General features: G+C 35.4%; 8 protein-coding genes. 7 read left to right on the top strand and 1 reads right to left on the bottom strand.

From position 1 onward, the window contains the following. The first annotated feature begins 390 nt into the window (after positions 1-390). The 7 genes from Q0L29_RS08455 to Q0L29_RS08425 all read left to right on the top strand — a co-directional run bounded on the left by Q0L29_RS08455 (position 391) and on the right by Q0L29_RS08425 (position 18,030). A complete protein-coding gene (locus tag Q0L29_RS08455; protein WP_296620794.1) occupies positions 391-1,068 on the top strand; it encodes an outer membrane beta-barrel protein in 678 nt (225 codons plus the stop codon). Between the two features lie 19 nt (positions 1,069-1,087). Continuing rightward, on the top strand, positions 1,088-8,659 hold the full coding sequence (locus Q0L29_RS08450) for a T9SS type A sorting domain-containing protein (protein ID WP_296620792.1): 7,572 nt from the start codon (positions 1,088-1,090) through the stop codon (positions 8,657-8,659). A gap of 26 nt (positions 8,660-8,685) precedes the next feature. Continuing rightward, entirely contained in the window at positions 8,686-9,072 is a 387-nt protein-coding gene (locus Q0L29_RS08445; protein ID WP_296620791.1) for a lipocalin family protein, read from the top strand. Between the two features lie 557 nt (positions 9,073-9,629). Next, the gene (thrA, locus tag Q0L29_RS08440; RefSeq protein WP_296620789.1) at positions 9,630-12,086 is read left to right on the top strand and encodes a bifunctional aspartate kinase/homoserine dehydrogenase I; all 2,457 of its coding nucleotides are present in this window, start codon (positions 9,630-9,632) and stop codon (positions 12,084-12,086) included. A gap of 129 nt (positions 12,087-12,215) precedes the next feature. Next, the gene (locus tag Q0L29_RS08435) at positions 12,216-13,148 is read left to right on the top strand and encodes a homoserine kinase (RefSeq protein WP_296620787.1); all 933 of its coding nucleotides are present in this window, start codon (positions 12,216-12,218) and stop codon (positions 13,146-13,148) included. Continuing rightward, positions 13,145-14,422, top strand: coding sequence for a threonine synthase (gene thrC, locus Q0L29_RS08430; RefSeq protein ID WP_296620785.1), 1,278 nt, complete (start codon positions 13,145-13,147; stop codon positions 14,420-14,422). The genes Q0L29_RS08435 and thrC overlap by 4 nt, the downstream gene beginning before the upstream one ends. Before the next feature lie 743 nt (positions 14,423-15,165). Further along, positions 15,166-18,030 carry a VIT domain-containing protein gene (locus Q0L29_RS08425; RefSeq protein ID WP_296620784.1) on the top strand — a complete coding sequence of 955 codons (2,865 nt, stop codon included), beginning with the start codon at positions 15,166-15,168 and terminating at the stop codon, positions 18,028-18,030. 6 nt (positions 18,031-18,036) lie between these two features. Here the strand turns inward: Q0L29_RS08425 and Q0L29_RS08420 are convergent, their stop codons facing one another. Then, positions 18,037-18,297: a GIY-YIG nuclease family protein gene (locus Q0L29_RS08420; protein ID WP_296620783.1), complete on the bottom strand. Its 261-nt coding sequence runs from the start codon at positions 18,295-18,297 to the stop codon at positions 18,037-18,039. Between the last annotated feature and the right edge of the window lie 214 nt (positions 18,298-18,511).

Here is an 18,511-nt window from a genome sequence, read left to right as displayed (position 1 = left end):
ATAGGAAAAGCTTTTCCATATAATCCAATATACTGCGTTATCTTCCCTCGATATAGCCCGCTATATCTTCTCAAAGACGCCTTGTCTATTGAATTATATGAAAATCTGAATTTACAAATTAGAGTCGAACTCAGGTTATAAATAAAATAATTCCAATAATACTAAAGTAAATATTATCAAATAGTTAATTTAAAATTAATTGAAATGATTAATTCACTGATATACAATTGTATAGAAGTGTATCATGTAATATTGGTGTACCTATAAATAAGTATTTTTAACTTTTTTCGATGAAAAATATTGTGTTCATCGATATAATTATTAATTTAGTGCAATATGATAAACAAATAATAATAAAACAGTTTCAATAATTAAACTAAAACAATGACTATGAGAAAACAATTAATGCTTTTATCTGCATTGCTATTGCTTTCTTGTCCTATTTTTGCTCAGGATGAAAGTTCTGAGGAAGGTAGTTCAGGGGGAATGGCAGGGGCAGGAGATCTCCTCTTTGAGGTGACCGGAACTCCTTTTGAAGGGAGTAGCTTATTGAACTTTTCTGAGTTTAGGGCTCGCTATTTTATTACAGAAGATATGGCGGTTCGCTTAGGAATGGAAATGAACTTAAACAATAATCAGCAAACACCTGACGTGGTGATCAATGATAGTTACTATGGATTGATGCCAGGTTTTGAATATCATTTTGTTAATGATGGTTCATTCCGTTCATATGCTGCTGCTGATTTAATGTTCGGACAACGAATAGCAAGTCTTAAATCTAGCACTGGGCCAACTGTTATGGGGGCTACTACAGTGCCTAATAATCCAAACTCCTTTATAGGAGGTAGGGGCTTTACCCAATTTGGAGGTAGAATTTCTATAGGCGCAGAATATTTCTTTGGAGAGCGTTTTTATGTTGGGGGCGAAATAGGCTTTCAATATATCTATCGTAACGATAAAGAGGTATTTGTGGATGGTGAAAGTTTCCAGGATCCTACAACAAGTAGTTTTGGATTTTTGAATACCACAAATGCGATCAAGATTGGATTTAGATTTTTAACATTATAAACCTAAATAGATAAATACAATGGAAAATATTATACTACAAAAAACACGCTACCTCAAAGCACTAATGCTTACGATGCTCGTAGGCTTTTTTGCGTTTGGGGCTAGTGCGCAGACGTTTACCGACCCAGGGTCATTTAATTCTGGGCAGCCGGCATATGCAGGTGAAGAAGCTGAATTTACATATGATGCTAACAACGACTGGCCAGCCGGGACAACATTCATTTTATGGGATGATGTTGATTTTGATAACAGAATAGATGAGAATGAAACAGTATTTGGTACCTCGCAGGAAGCAGATGTTGTGGAGACTATCAATTTTAATTGGCCAGAAAGTGTAACGCAGTTACGTTTTGGAGGCTTTTCTGGTGATACTTTCTTGGCAGATACCGAAAACTTTTCAGTGCAAAGTGGAGAGGTAACAGCTGTTGGTACTAATGATAACAATTTTCTTTACTTTTTTGGTAAGGCTAGTTTAAGACAAGCAACAACTACTGCTTATGATTTGAATACTACGGCTCCTGTTCGTGTAGATGTAAATCTTTCTAGTTTTGGCTTGGATGTAGATAATCCTGTAGAGGTTTTATATTCAACGGATGGCTTTACTACAGCAGGAACAGTTTTACAGGATATAAATACTGACACCGAGTTCGATGCTACTGGTACTTATACTTTTGAACTACCCGCTGGTGCTAAAGCTGCTACAACTAGTTTGAGAGTTCGTCAAAAGGGAACAATAGATTATGGTACAGCTAAAACATGGAGATTAAACGGAATTAATTTAACCATTGGTGATGAATATACCTTAATTAATCCTCCAGGTTTAGGTTATAATGCTGGTCAAGTAATAAACACTCCATTCATTCAGATAAATGATGCCTTAGATGCCGGGGGTGTATCTGAAACTGTTTTTTACCCAGGTGATGAGGTTACTGTAGTAGCTGAACTTCAAAATGTTGATTTGACCAACAAAAGCTTTGTTGCTATTGCTACTAATACAATTACAGGAAATGAATATGTATTAGAAACACAAACTACCCCAGTTAAAGATAATGGAACCAAAGTAATTAATGTAAACGGTTTCATTCCATCAGAAATTGAGTATGATAATCCAACTAATTGGGAATTTAATTTAAGAGCTTATGAAGGTGCTGAACCACAATTTGGTATCAATACTTTTGTGGATTTTACAGCAATTTTACCAGATGGTTTTGAGCAATTTGGTGGTATACAAAATGGAGATGGTTTAGTATTTGATGAGGCAGCTGAAAGATCAGTAACAACTCCAGCTTTTGATATTACAAGTACTGACGGTATAGTAACTTTTAATATTGGTAGAAAAAATGATGTAATCAGTCCTGCCGGGACAGATATTATAGTAGAATATACTACTGATGGGACTACCTATACAGAATTAGTTAGTATACCATTAAATGATCTACCATTTCAAGGTGATGGATTAGCAGCAATAGATTTTGATGCTTGGCCAGCAGGTGTAGTTTCAACTTCTACACAGTTTAGATTCCGTCAGGAAGCTAATAATGGAGCGGATTTAGATGCGTGGGTTTTACAAGATTTAACTTTAATTAATGCATCTAATATTGTCCCTAATTCAACCATCAATGAAGGAGAATATTTTGTGGATATCTTCAGACCTGATATCACTTTAGATAATATTGACGTGGGTGGAGATGGTTTAGCTTTTCCGATGGAGGATTACACCTTTACTTATACTATTAACGAAGGAGCTTTTCCAGCAGGAACAGGTGCTACAGTTTATTTCGATAGAGATAATAATATAGATCCTTCAAATGATATCGTTGTAGGGTCTGTTGCTGATGTAACAACTGCAAGTATTGGTTTTACAGTGCCACCAATTGAAGCAGGTGATTATCGATTGTATATCGTAGCAAATGGAGAAAATTATTCTTCAGTACCTTTAGCAGTATATGACTTAGAATTATCCATTGATAATATAACTTATGAAAACCCAGTAACAATTGCTGGAGATGAAAATGGTAAGCCTGGTGAGGGTATTACTGTTGAATATTCATTGCTAGGAACCCAGGGTGCATCTGCAGAATTAATGCTTTCAGTGTATGATGATAATGTTGGTGAATATGTAATGATTGGAGCTTCTACAACAATTAATGGTACAATTACAGCTACTTTGCCAACTACCATTGATTATACAAACAATCCTTCATTGCAATTAACATTGGGTAACGGAGGTATCTACTCTGATAGCCCATTTGATGTTAGTGTATTTAATGCGGATATAGAAGGAGACCCCATTCCACAAGAGTTGTTTGAAAGTATTGTTGGTACATCAAATAATCTAACTAATCCAGATTCTTTTACAAGTCCTGGCGAGCGCTCCGCTACTTCTATTCCTTTTGACATGAGTTATGGAGGATATTTTGCAATTGAGGTAGATCATGATTTTGGTGCTTTTAATGGCACAGCTACAATTAGATTAGAATTTTCTAGTAATGGTACAGATTGGGAAGAGGTAGATGATATTACTCTGACAAATGGTGGTTTAGGGTTTGTTTCATATCAATTACCTAGCGAACAATGGACACCAACAGCTCAGTTTAGAGTAATTTATAATGAAAATGGTGAATTTGCTGAAAATGAAAATTCTATTCAGTTCAATATTATTCAAATTTTCACACCTGAATTCTTGGAGTCAACTGCAGTAACAGCACCATTTAATTTAAGTCGTCCAAGCCTTTCAGTAAATGCATTTAATGATAATGCTTTTGCCTTAGGAGAGGAAGTTACTGTGAATTATAATGCAGTTGGATTTGAAGCAGGTGTTGAATTTGCTGCTGTGGTTAAACAGAATAACGAATTCTACATTGCAGGAACAAGTGCTGATCAAGGAGCAGGTTCGATTACAGCTACTATGCCTGTAGTTTTGCCAATAGATCAAGATGCTCCAGGTGCACCTTATGTATTCGAGGTGGTTCCTTATATCCCAGCTGCTGCAGGTGATTCTTTAAGAATTGGACAAACCGTTAATGTTGAACAAGAGGAAGACTTCTTGATTATTGAAGGGGATCGTTTACCTAACGATTTTAATGATTTTGACATGGATAGAACAGGAGATCGTCTGATTTTAACTCGAGCTTTTGATCTTTCTAGCGCAGAATCAGCTGTTTTATACTTCGATTTCAATAATTTCGGATATGGTAATTTTGATGCTAACGCAAATAAAAACACCGTACCAAGATTAGAAGTTTCTACTGATGGAGGAGCTACTTTCCAAACCATCCCAGTGGAGGATTTAGCACCTGGTGAAATGGCGATGTATGATGAGGGCTTGTTATATGAGCAGGATTTCTATACAGTAGAGGTTCCCGCACAATATTTAACTGCGGCCACTCATTTCAGATGGTCTCAACCACTTAATCTTGGAGAAGATCAAAATCCTTGGTCTGTAGAAGATATTCAATTAGAAATCAATCAAGGTAATGATGTTCCTTCTTATGCGTATGAAAACATCAATAATCCTGTAAATCCAATTACTTTAAATGCACCTAATTTAAATAATTATTTATGGGTACAATCGGATTTACAAGATCCTGTATTTAATGGGGAAACATTTGATTACTCATGGAATGTAATAAGTGGTATAGACCCAGGTGTTTTAGATGCATTTCCTGCTGGAACGACATTTGATTTCTATTTGTATAATGCAAATGCAGGAGAATATGTATTGAATCCTGAAACAGCTAATCCATATGTGATTGCAAGTTCTAATGCTTTAGGTACTGCGCAGGCAGAGGTTCCTTTCTTTGTAACTAATGGAAATTACCAAGTAAGACTAGCTGCTTCTGTAGACAATGCAGGAGAGCCTTATTACTATATTGGTGGTGAAACAAACGGAACTCAAGTTGGAAACTTAGATGTTTTCTTAAGAGCCGTTGAATTAAGCATCAATGGAGATCCTAATGCAAATGTATATGCTGGTCAGGAAGTAAGCTTTTCTTTAGCTTTAGAAAATGATGAAACTAACACTGCACCTGTAGCAGATTTATTTGCTAATTTAATAATGGAAACGGATGCAGGAGATTTGATTTTAGCTACGCAACAAGGTTTAGGTGATATCACTGTAACATTGCCTACTCAATTTAATAGTGTTTTTAATGGAGTTGGTGATTTTAGAGTGCGTTTAACTGAAAATGCTCCTCAAGGTGAAGTAGGAACTTTTATTAACGAGTCTGAGCTTTCAAATTTAGAAGCGGATATTTCAAACTTTACTTCTGAATTATTCAGTGATTACATAGATGCTGAAATGAGTGGAAATGCTCAGGTAATTCAAACTAGAAAATTCTCTAAAGAAGAATTTAATAATATCTATGATATAGAATGGGATTTTCAGGTTACAGGCGTTGCCGGAACTACTAACATCAAATGGGAATATTCTACGGATAATGGACAATCATGGAATTATTTATCCGATGATAATTACTCAAATGGATTCTATGATGAAGTATATAGTAATGTATTAGGTACATTTGATGAAAATGAAATGGAGGCCAATGGATTCATTTTTAGATGGATACAGGAAAATCCTGAAGGTACTTTCTGGGTAGATGATTTAGATATGAATTTCGATGGTCAATCATTTGATGAATTCAATATGGAAGCATATCCTGCTAATTTCACAAAAGGAAATGCTGTATCGAATGATGTGGACTTCCCGAATAATTCAGGAAGAAGAACTATCGCTACAAAAACATTTACCAGTGCTGAATTGGAAAATGTAACGACTTTCGGATTTGATTTAACATTCAATCAATTGCCAAATCAATTGACAGCCAATCAGTATTTAGTATTTGAATTTTCTACTGACGGTGGTGCTTCTTATACAGAATTAGCTACATATCCTGAAATGGATGCTGAGGCTACATTGGCAGGTGAAAGATTCATTTATGATGTAACTACTGCTATGAAAGATAGTGGAGTGAAGTTCCGCTGGAGACAGGAGGAGAATAAGGGTAATATTACACTCGATAATATATCCTTCTTATTTGGTCAAGAATTGCCATTTGACTACATAGATGAATATCAGTTTGTAAACTTACAAGCTTTACTTATCACGTCAATACCTGATGAGGTTTGTCTTTCTGATGACATCACACTTTCTTATGAATTAAGAGGTGCTTTTGGTTCAGATGATGTGATTGATGTAATTTATGAAGATCAGTTTGGTACTAGTAATACCTTAGATACAGATTTTGTTTTGGATGCAGCTTCTGGAGATTTAACCTTTAGTTTACCTTCAGATGTTATTGAATCAGGAGCAAATAATAGAAGTTTTAAATTTACTTTGTTAGCTAATGTGCTTCAGTCAAATGGATTTTTTGCTTCATATGCCGGGCAGACTTCTGAAAACTCAACAGAGATTATAGCACCTGTTGCATTGGATGCAGATTTCTCTGTTTCATCTCAGAGATTATGTTCTCCTTCTGATGTAATGGTAACCATCAATGATGTTCAAGATTTCTTTATCTATCAAGTGATTAATGCTGTTTCAGGTGCCCCTATTGGAGATCCATTGGTTTTTGATCCTGAAATGGGTACCAATATGATCAACTTAGGAGCGATAACTGACGAAGTTCGTTTAGGATTAGAAATTACAGCACAATCTTCTACTGGTACAACTTGTAATACAATTACATCTACAGTAGAAAATGATTTAACAGTAATTCCTGAGTATGCTTTATTCAATAATAATGTTGCGGTTGCTGCTGGAACAGCAGTTGATGCTTGCGGAAATACAATTTCTCTTACTGCATCTTATTATAACTCAAATGGCTCACAGGTAAATACTGGAAATGTTGAATGGTTTAGAGACGACCTGAATACTCCTGTATCTACAAATACTACTTTGAGTACTTTTGATAGATCAGGTGATTATTTTGCCAGAGTAACAGATGGCACATGTGTTTATACTACAGAAGCAATCACTGTTAATGTAGCGGCTAGACCTGATCAGCCTGCAATCACAGTAGCGAGTGGAGACTTGGTTTCTTGTGATGAAAATAATGAGGTAGTACTTGAAGGACCTGAAGGTTTTGCTACTTATGTTTGGGACTTAGATGGTACAACTTTAAATGCAAATCAAAGAACCATTACAGTTTCTACCGCTGGTACTTATCAGTTACAAGTATCAAATGCATCAGAAGCTAATAACTGTAATTTGAGTAATAGCTCTGAGCCTGTGATTTTAAATACTGTTTCTGATGACGATGTATTTATTGATATTACTGGTTTTGGTCAAGCTCAGGCTGGACAAGTTTATGATATTTGTGATAACAATGGTACTACAATTAATGTAACAGGTGCTGTTGGTGCTAATGCAAATATTAGATGGTTCCAGGATGGTGCCGAGTATGCAGCAAATACCAACACTAATGGTTCAATTAATATTAATGTGTCTGGTGCTTATTATGCAGAAGTAACTGCTGGTCAGTGTACCTTCACAACTCCAGAGGTGACATTCAATGTATTGGAGGCACCACAGGATGCTCCTACTATTACAGCTACAGGTGATCTTACTTTCTGTGATGGTCAAGGTTCAGTTGTATTAGAAGGACCTGAAGGATTCGCTTATTATGAGTGGTATAGAAATGGTGGTGCTATCGGTAGTGGAGCTGTAACTAACAATAATACGTTAGAAGTTACGCAATCTGGTACCTATACATTAGAAGTTGGAAACGTATCTGGAGATGGTGCAGTACCTTGCTTAAGCCCTACTTCTAATACTATTACTGTTAATACTAGAACTTTGCCTGATGTTCCTCGAGCACTTGTTTTTGACAATTCTTGTGGAGATGGACCAGTTACTTTTGTGTTGGATGATGCATTCTTTAGTGGAGTATATAATCAAGTTCAATCTAATGTTAGTTATCAATTGATCAATGCAGCTACAGATGAGCCTTCAGGCTTAGCAATAACTGGTAATGGAAATGGTAATACTTTCTTAACCTCAGATGTGATTACTGAACAAACTACATTCTACATCGAGGCAACTTATGCTGATGGTAGTGGGTGTACAGTAAGTTATCCGGAAACACGTGCTTTCACTGCTACTCCTAATAATGTAACTTTAGAAGTAGAAGGTGCCCAGTTGATTGCTAGCTTTAATGGAAATGCAACAGTTAGATGGTACAGAGATGGCGTATTGTTAACAAATGAAACGTCTAATAGAATCACAATTTCTGATGCTGCTGAATATAGCGTAGAAGTGGAATATGCTTCAGGATGTGTAGTAACTGCCAGCTCTGCTGATATTGCAGCTAAGGTATTGGGCAATCAGGATGCGATGGCAATGAAAGTTGTTTCTTATCCTAACCCAACGCTATCTGATGTTACTTTAAATGTGAATAGCCAGTATATGGGTAAACATGAAGTAACAGTAACTTCCATGACAGGACAAGTGATGATGCAATCAAGCTTTGAGAAATCAAGCTTTGAAGCAGAGCACGCATTGGATATTGCCAACTTACAGGAAGGCATCTACAATGTTCAAATCCGTCATGACGGTTTAAGTCAAAATGTAAGAATCATTAAAAAATAAGAATCATGAAAAGATTATTAAATTATATGATGTTCATAGGGATAGCCACACTGGCTATCTCCTGTGCTGAACCAGTAGAGCCATCTTCAAGCCAGCGAGTAATTGGTACTTGGCAGGTTGAAGAGGTATACGTTCAAGGTCAGGTTGAAAATGGTGATCTCATTGAAAGGTTGGTTATTGAGCGCGATGGTAATTTCATCCTGGAAGATGGGAATGGCGTATTAACAGTAGGTACATGGTCTTCTGATGATTCATCACTGACTTTGAGTCCTGCGGAAGGAGAAGCTACAGTTTTAAATATTGTGACACTAACTTATACAAAAGGTCACTTTGTTCATAACTTAAGTAGTCCAATTTTAGGAGATGTAGAAATACGTTATCTAATGGAAAATCTAGGTGAAATAGATTACTAGAGTTCTTTTACTTAACACTATTTTAATTATTTTAGAACCTGACAGGCTTTGCTTGTCAGGTTTTTTTATTAAAAATTCTGAACAAGTTTTGATTCTTCATTTTAAATCAATAAGCTTGTCTTATCAATTTAAGAATGAAGTCTTTACAACTAACATATCATGCTCATACAAATGCAATTGCTCAATTGTATAATGGGATGATTATGACTTCTTTTACAATTACTACCACTACTATTACAACCCCATCTCGGGGTTAATATTATCATATCGCCATAAGGCATGTTTTGCCGAATTTCTAATCAATTGATGAAGTAGGTCAGACGACAGTCAGACTAAATCTGTGAGCCTCGGTCTGACGGTTGGAACCGTCTGACCGATAAATGGAACTACCAAATATCTAGATTAGCGATTAGACGGTTTTAACCGTCAAACCGCAGAGTACTTTGGAGAAGGATTAAGGATAAGGTCGTAATCTATCTAACAATCAGATTAGAACATTTTGTCAATTACATAGAGCGAAGCTTTATGTTGTTTATTGTCAACTTTAATAATATAAAATGAAAATATTAAAATTCGGAGGTACTTCCCTGGGAAGCCCTGAAAACATAAGGAAAGTAGAAGCCATAGTGGCTCAGAAATCCCAAAATCATCGATTAATAATGGTCGCATCTGCATTTGGTGGAGTAACCAATCAATTGCAGGAATGCAGTCGGATGGCAGAGAGAGGAAATCAAAACTATAAAATCAAATTGGATGAACTGATTAATCGACACCTCGAAGCTGTTCAAGATTTATTAGGAGCTAAGTCCCAAAGCGGTATAATGGCTAAAGTTAGATTGGTTTTAAATGAGGTGGAAGATATTCTTAAAGGCGTATTTTTAATTCAAGAGTTGTCCCCCAAAACTTTAGATAGAATTATTGGATCCGGTGAAATTTTATCCGCCCTCATAATCAATGAATTTTTTCTGCAGGAGGGACTGAATAGTCATCTGATAAATCCACAGGAATTTATCATTACTGATAGTGAATTCGGTAAGGCCAATGTAGATATGACATTATCGGAAGAGAAAATAAAAGCCTACTACCAAAATCAGAAAGCTGAGGTCTTAGTTTGTCCCGGTTTTGTAAGTAAAGATTTATACGGCAATAATACTACTTTGGGAAGAGGAGGTTCAGATTATACGGCTGCCTTGATTGCAGCTGCTCTAGATGCGCCTGAATTAGAAATCTGGACGGATGTAAGTGGGATGATGACAGCCAATCCAAAATATGTGAAGCAGGCTTTTGCTATTCCTCAAATTGATTATGAGGAAGCCATGGAGTTGACTCATTTTGGTGCTAAAGTATTGTATCCACCATCGGTGCATCCGGTTTATAAAAAAGGCATCCCGATTTATATTAAAAATACCTTTGAGCCCGAAGCGGAAGGGACAAAAATTCATTACTTCCCAGAGCCCGAATCTCGATCAATAAAAGGGATATCCTGCATTGAGAATATTGCAATTTTTAATTTATCAGGAAGCAGTATGGTAGGAATCCCATATTTCTCTCATCGATTATTTGAGGCTTTAGCACAAGCTAAAGTAAGTGTGATTCTCATTACTCAGGCTTCTTCAGAGCATAGCATTTGTGTGGCGATTGATTTGGAAGATGTGGAAAAAGCAAAATTGGCTATTCAAAATGCCTTTTCTTTAGAATTTAAAGAAGAAATGCTTAATCCGCTTTATGTGGAAACTGATTTAGCTATTGTGGCTTTGGTTAGTTCGCAAATGAAAAATCAAATTGGCTTGAGTGGCAAAATGTTTAGCGTTTTGGGGCAAAACGGAATTAATATTAAAGCCATAGCACAAGGTTCATCTGAGAAAAATATTTCTGCTGTAATTGATAAAAAGCAAATCAAAAAAGCACTGAACACTTTGCATGAGAGCTTCTTTTTGTCTGATCTGAAAAGGATTAATTTATTTATTGTAGGTACCGGGAATGTAGGCAAAACCTTGATCGATCAATTAAATCAGCAATCAGAGTACCTGAAAGAGCATAATCAAATTGATTTAAGAATAAGCGGAATTGCCAATTCACGAAAAATGCTTTTTGATTTGAATGGAATTCCTTTTGATAATGCAGTGGATACATTAATGGAAAAGGGCCAAAAAATGGATTTAGAACATTTCTTGGACGAGATGAAAGATTTAAACTTAAGAAATAGCATTTTTATAGATAATACTGCCCATGAGGTAGTAGCTAATACTTATGCGGGTGTTTTGGAAAGCAGTATTTCAGTAGTTACCCCCAATAAAATTGCCTGTACCGGGAAATATGAAGATTATAAAAAACTCAAAAATTTAGCTCTTAGATATAGAAGTCATTTTAGATTTGAAACTAATGTAGGGGCAGGCTTGCCCGTGATCAATACCTTGGATGATTTGATTAAAAGTGGAGATGAAATATTGGGTATACAGGCGGTATTGTCCGGCAGCTTGAATTTCATTTTCAATAATTATACTGGGGAAGGTGATTCCTTTGCGGATGTGGTAAAACAAGCGCAAGTAGAAGGTTTTACCGAACCTGATCCAAGAATAGATTTGAGTGGAGTGGATGTGAAAAGAAAAATTTTGATCTTGCTTAGGGAAAGCGGATTTAAAATGGAACTGATTGACATTGAAACCATTCCTTTCATTCCTGAGAAATGTATGGAATCAGAAAACGTAGAAAAATTCTTTAAATCTATAGCTCAGGAAGAAGCACATTTTAAAAAGCTGGTGGAGGAAGCCAATGCAGAAGGTAAAAAGCTGAAATATGTAGCTACTTTCGAAAATGGAAAAGCGAATACAGGATTAGAGAAAGTGGCACAGGATAGTCCTTTGTACAATCTAGAAGGCAAGGATAATATAGTGTTATTCAATACTAAAAGATATCCTGAACAGCCATTAGTGATTAAAGGTGCTGGGGCAGGTGCAGCCGTAACAGCCTCCGGTATTTTTGGAGATATAATCCGAATAGCAAATGCTCTGTAGACCTATTGACAGGGGGGAATAGACAAAATGGGAACGAGGTCTGACGCATTGAGCGTCTGACCGATAATTGGAATACCTGAGTAGGTCAGACGATAGTCAGGCCGGAAATAGATCAAAAGATAAAGTAAAATGAAAAAGATAAAAGTATTTGCCCCTGCCACAATTGCCAATGTCGGCCCTGGATATGATATCCTTGGACTAGCATTGGAAGGCGTAGGCGAACATTTAGAAATGAAATTACTGGATTCCGATGAAATTTTAATTCATCCCATTCAGGATTATCCAGATTTACCATTAAGCGCAGATGAAAATATTGCAGGCATTGTGGCTAAAGCTATGCTCCATAAATTAGGATTAAAACAGGGCTTGAGTATAAAAATCAAAAAAGAAGTAAAACCAGGAAGCGGACTGGGCTCTAGTGGCTGCACAGCTGCGGCTACTGCTTTTGCGCTTAATGAATTATTGAATCAAACTTTTTCAGCACTTGAATTAGTTGAATTTGCCATGTTGGGTGAAAAAGCTACTTCAGGAAAAGCCCATGCTGATAATGTGGCAGCTTCATTAATGGGAGGGTTTTGTATTATAAAGAGTTATCATCCATTGGAAATATTGAATATCCCTTTTCCGAAAGATTTGCGAATAGTGGTGGCACATCCTCAAATTGAGGTGAAAACAGCCGATTCTAAGAAGATTTTGAAGAAGGAGATGATGTTGCCGGATGTTATCACTCAGATGGGAAATATTGCCGCGCTTATAAGCGGGCTTACAACCTCTAATTACGATTGGATTAGATCTGGAATGAATGATTTAATAGCCGAGCCCATTCGCTCATATCTCATTCCTGGATTTGCTCAGGCTAAATCTTTAGCAATGGAAAATGGAGCATTGGGTTGCAGTATTTCAGGTTCTGGACCGTCTATTTTTGCTTTTTGTGAAAATGAGAATCAAGCTAAAGATCTGGGCAATCAATGGAAGCAATTTTATGCTGATTTGGAAATTGATTCTAAGATTTATTTATCTAAAATTAATCCAAGAGGTACTTATAAAATGGAGGAGTCATGAAATATTATAGTACAAAAAATAAAAACTTGAGAAAAAGCTTTAGAGAAGCAGTGATTGAAGGATTGCCTGCCGATAATGGCCTGTTTATGCCGGAGAGAATTCCTCAATTACCTAAAGATTATTTTGATAATATTCAAGGTAAAAATATTCAGGAAATTGCTTTTGGTGTTTTAAAACCATTTGTTGGGGAGGATTTGAATGATGAACAATTAAAATACATCATTCAAAAGACTTTTTCCTTTGATTTCCCGCTTCAAAAGATTAATGACAATAAATTTGCCATGGAGTTATTCCACGGTCCGAGTTATGCTTTTAAGGATGTAGGCGCTACATTTTTAGCTTTATGTCTGGAGGAGTTTTTTAAAGAGGAGAAAGAAAAATGTACGATTTTGGTAGCCACATCCGGAGATACAGGTGGGGCTGTAGCTGCTGCTTTTTCAAAAGTGGAAAATATTGAAGTCGTAATTCTATATCCCTCTGGAAAAGTAAGTGAGCTACAGGAAAAGCAACTGACCACTTTCGATCAAAATGTAAAAGCATTGGAAATTGAGGGTAATTTTGATGATTGTCAGCAATTGGTGAAAGAAGCATTTCTGGATAGTGATTTAAGAGATAAACTCAATATCAGTTCCGCAAATTCTATTAATGTTGCCCGATTTTTGCCTCAGATGGTCTATTATTTTGCCCCATTTATAAAGTTTGGAAATGCACCCTTAACTATTGCAGTCCCCAGTGGAAATTATGGCAATCTTACTGCTGGATTAATAGCGCAGAAAATGGGATTACCCGTTAAACAGTTTGTGGCAGGAGCCAACCGTAATGATGTGGTACCTCGTTTTCTGAATACAGGAAATTATGAACCCAAGGCTACCATCCAAACCATTTCCAATGCCATGGATGTAGGAAACCCCAGCAACTTCCAGCGGATGATTGATTTGTTCTCAGAAGAAGAAATTAGAGAAAAGATAAAAGGTTTTGCCTTTTCGGATGAAGCGACTTTAGAGATTATGAAAAAAGTTTTTACTGAAAATGACTATTTATTAGACCCTCATGGAGCAGTAGGCTATTTGGCTTTAGCCGAATTTATGAAAACCCCAGAAGGTAAAGGCATTGTACTGGAAACAGCTCATCCGTGCAAGTTTATGGATGTCGTTAAAAAAGTAACCAATAAAGATATTTTACCCGAATCAGCTGAAGCTTTGATGCAAAAAGAAATGAAAAGTGTGAAGATGAAAGTGGATTATGAGGGGTTTAAGGAGTTTTTGTTGGGGTGAATGATTAATTGATATAGAGTAATTTAAATTATGATTCAGACTTTCACCTGTTTGAAAATATACAATCCGTTTTATGAAAATGTTTTTTTAGTATTGATCCAAGCTCTTGTTAGTATTTTGAGTCTTTTTTCTTCTCGTTTTTAATTTCCTGATCAATGCAAAAATGAAGACTGATAATACATGAAGGTATAAAATAGAGACGATTAAAACCCCTCTTCTCAATCCATATCCGTCATGACCTAAATATTCTAATTGAGAATTTGTAAAGTAAAATAAATAGGATAGAATGAAAAGAGCATTTATAGCAAAGAAAATCCAAAAATTTTTCCAAGAGTAAAACCATTTTAGACTAAAACCCCAGAGAATTAAGATTGGTAAAGTGATTAGTAGTATTATGTCCATTTAAATTGAGAACTGTAAGGAATAATAATGTTTCAAGTTAGTCAAATTTTATAATTCTTGGGACTGACTTTTATGTGTCTAACATAATCCCCACCCATTACAGTTAGGAATCCATTTAAATTCATAATCTCTTTCTGATAGAATAAACTAATGATGTGAAAATTAATTCAACTCATGATTTAGTGAAATATCATTCTCAAATAAGGAATGAAATATTTATTTTATTGCCATGTTTGCCTACTAAACTCATAAAAATATTCTTAAACGATAGTTTTGATTCCTTTTTCTTTAATGTAAGTATTTAAATTGAATTTAATATATTAGCTAAAAGTCAGAGAAATATGAACAGACTAATTTTTACTTCAGTTTTAGCAATTTGGGCTAATATCCTTTTTGGTCAGAATGATATTGCGTTTCCAACCATTTCGACTCCTTCTGAAAATGATATACCAGTTGAGTTAAAAAGACTGCATATCGATGTGTTTGTGACCGGTAATTTTGCTACTACTACATTCGAAATGCTATTTTACAATGATAATGAACGGGTAATGGAAGGGGAATTAAATTTCCCTCTAGATAATGGGGTAACTGTATCTCGTTTTGCGCTTGATGTTAATGGTGAGATGCGTGAAGGAGTAGTGGTAGAAAAAGAAAAAGCAACCCAGGCATTTGAGGCTGTAAGCCGAAGAAGAATTGATCCGGGATTGGTTGAAGTTTCCAAAGGGAATAATTTTAAAGCTCGTATTTATCCAATACCAGCAAAAGGCTATAAAAAGGCGATTTTGAGCTTTGAGCAGGAATTAACTTCAGCGGATAACAATAATTACATTTATCAATTATCGCTTAATCTTAAAAGTATTTTAGAGAAATTCTCTGTAAAAGTAGAGGTAGTTATGAACAAGCCTACAAAAATAGAAGGTGATCATCCAAACATTAACCTCAATTTTGAGAAAGTACGAAATTCCTTCATAAGTGAATATGAGGATGATAATATAGAACTGGAAAATTCTTTAGCTTTTTTAATTCCCAAGCCACAAGAAGTTAAAGAAGTAATAACCTATAAAGGAAAGGTGACATCGGATAACTATTTTCATATTAATCTAAATATTAATGAAGCTGAGCGTAAAAAAGAAAAGCCATCGGATATTACAATTGTCTGGGATGAATCATCTTCAGGAAAAAACAGGAATATAGAAAAAGAATTGTCGATCATTGAAAATTATTTGGTGTGGATGCAAGAAGGGGAGATAGAATTAAAAACATTTTCTAATACGCTTCATTTAGATAGGAAATTTGATTTAAAAAATGGCAAGTGTCCCGAACTAATGGAAGCACTTAAATCGATACAATATGATGGTGCTACCAATTTGTATTCAGTTGATTTGCAAAACATTAAATCTGATGAAATAATTCTTTTTTCAGATGGCTTATCCAATTTTGGAGAGCAAAATAAGCTTAGATTTAATTCTCCGGTCATTTGCATAAATAGTTCGAATTTAGCTGATCACAATACATTAGAAAGTTTTGCTCTGACTTCAGATGGAGTTTATTTAAATGCCTTTAAGCTAACAAATGATGAAATTGTTAGAAGTATGCAGTCTCGTCAGAAGCATTTTATAAAATCGGATTTTGATCAGGAGAATATCAAAAGTTTTATCGCTAGGAGAAATGCAACAGGGAATTTTAGCTTCACAGGGAAAGCCGATGGTGCGAAGAATGAATTAGTTCTATATTTTGGATATGGTGATGAAGTAACAGACACGCATTCTATAGTAATCGATAATACAAATCGAATTGAAAATAATGTTGGGGAAAGAATCTGGGCTCAGTCCAAATTGAAATCTTTAAAGCTCAAAGGAGATGGTCAAGAGATACTTAAGCATGGTAAAAAGTTTAATTTGGTTACTGAAGGAACTTCTTTGATAGTGTTAGATGAAGTGGAAGATTATGTGAATTATGAAATCACACCACCAGAATCTCTTAGAAAAAGGTATTATGAATTGATTTCTCAAAGAAATAAGGACAATTCTCAATATAAGCAAGAACGGTTGAAGCAGTTATGTGAAAACTTTGAAGCAGATATTAATTGGTGGGACACGGTGGAAAAACAAAAGGCTGCTAAGAAGTCCAAGCAAAGCGAGGAAATTTTAATGGACTTTGCGGTTTCAGAAGTTGCAGATGAAGAAGAAATGGTGCTTGAAGAAATGGTTTTTTCCATGACAGAACAAACTTCTGATTATGATAATGAAGATGATGCAAATAGTAATAGCTCCAATAAAAAGGCTTCTATAAAGCTTAATAAATGGGAAAATGATGCTTCCTATATGAGTGATTTAAAAGCAACAGACCCACAAGACCTATACGATCAATATTTGAGTTTAAAGCCAACTTATGCTGAAATTCCTTCTTTCTATTTTGATGTGGCAACCTATATGTTTCAAAAATCCCAAAGGGAAAAAGGATTAAGAGTTATATCGAATTTGGCTGAATTAGAGCTTGAAAACACGGAATTATTAAGAACCCTCGGACGAAAATTATCGGAATATCAATTTTATAAAGAGGCGATAGTAATTTTCAAGGAAATTGAGAGTATTCGCTCTTTTGAACCACACTCATACATTGATTTAGGTTTAACCTATGCTGAAATGGGGAAATATCAGCAAGCTTTAGATCATTTATATACCGTGATTGATAAAGTATGGGATAGGGATATTATTTCTCGCTTTCCAGGGATTGAATTAATTGTCCTTCATGATATGAATAAGATTATTCATAATCATGGTAAAGAGCTTGATATTTCAGGGGTGGATGAGTGTTTTATCTATCACATGCCTTTAGATATCCGAATAGTGATAGATTGGGATGCTAACGAAACAGATATTGACCTGTGGGTAACAGATCCCAATGGAGAAAAATGTAGTTATCAAAACAAGAATACTCAGTTAGGAGGAAGGATGTCCAATGATATTACGGCAGGATATGGCCCTGAGGAGTTTAGGTTGAAAAAGGCAATTGAGGGAAATTATAATATTGAGGTTAACTTTTATGGGTCAAATAAGCAGACTGTATTGGATAATGTTTCCGTAAGGGCTATTGTTTACACTCGTTTTGGCTTTGACAATGAACAAAAAGAAATATTAACACTTCAATTAGAGCCGAGTAAAGAAGGGGAATTTACAGTAGGTGAATTGGCTTTTGAAAAATGATTATGCTTAATATATTGTCTCCGAATTATCAATTAAAGCCTCAACTCTTTTCCTGTTCTTCCAATTCTTGATTTGAAGCTCTCTATGACAGGCTTCTGTTTTAATAGGGTAATCTTCTTTGTAGACTAATTCCCAGTCATCTGATTTCCCGGTAAATCCTTTGTGGTTGGAGTTGTGTTTTCTGATTCTTTCGTCAAGGTTATCACAAGTATGACCGTAATAATATCGATTGAGTTTTTCGGAGAAGAGTATGTAAAAATTGCACATATTGGTTGAGTTTATAAATGCAAAAAGCCTTTTGAAATTAATCAAAAGGCTTTAATTTGGTGGGGATAGTAGGATTCGAACCTACGACCCCCTGCTTGTAAGGCGTAAATAATCCTTATTCTTTATTTTGTGTTATTATTCAAATGTACTGATTATTAATTAGTTATGAAATTTTAGCTTTGTTTTTGTTATCGTTTATTTATTAATATTACGT

The organism is Marivirga sp. (assembly GCF_024636815.1).
GTDB lineage: Bacteria > Bacteroidota > Bacteroidia > Cytophagales > Cyclobacteriaceae > Marivirga.
Note: the sequence above shows the minus strand (reverse complement) of the source record. Positions and strands in the feature narration are given on the sequence as shown.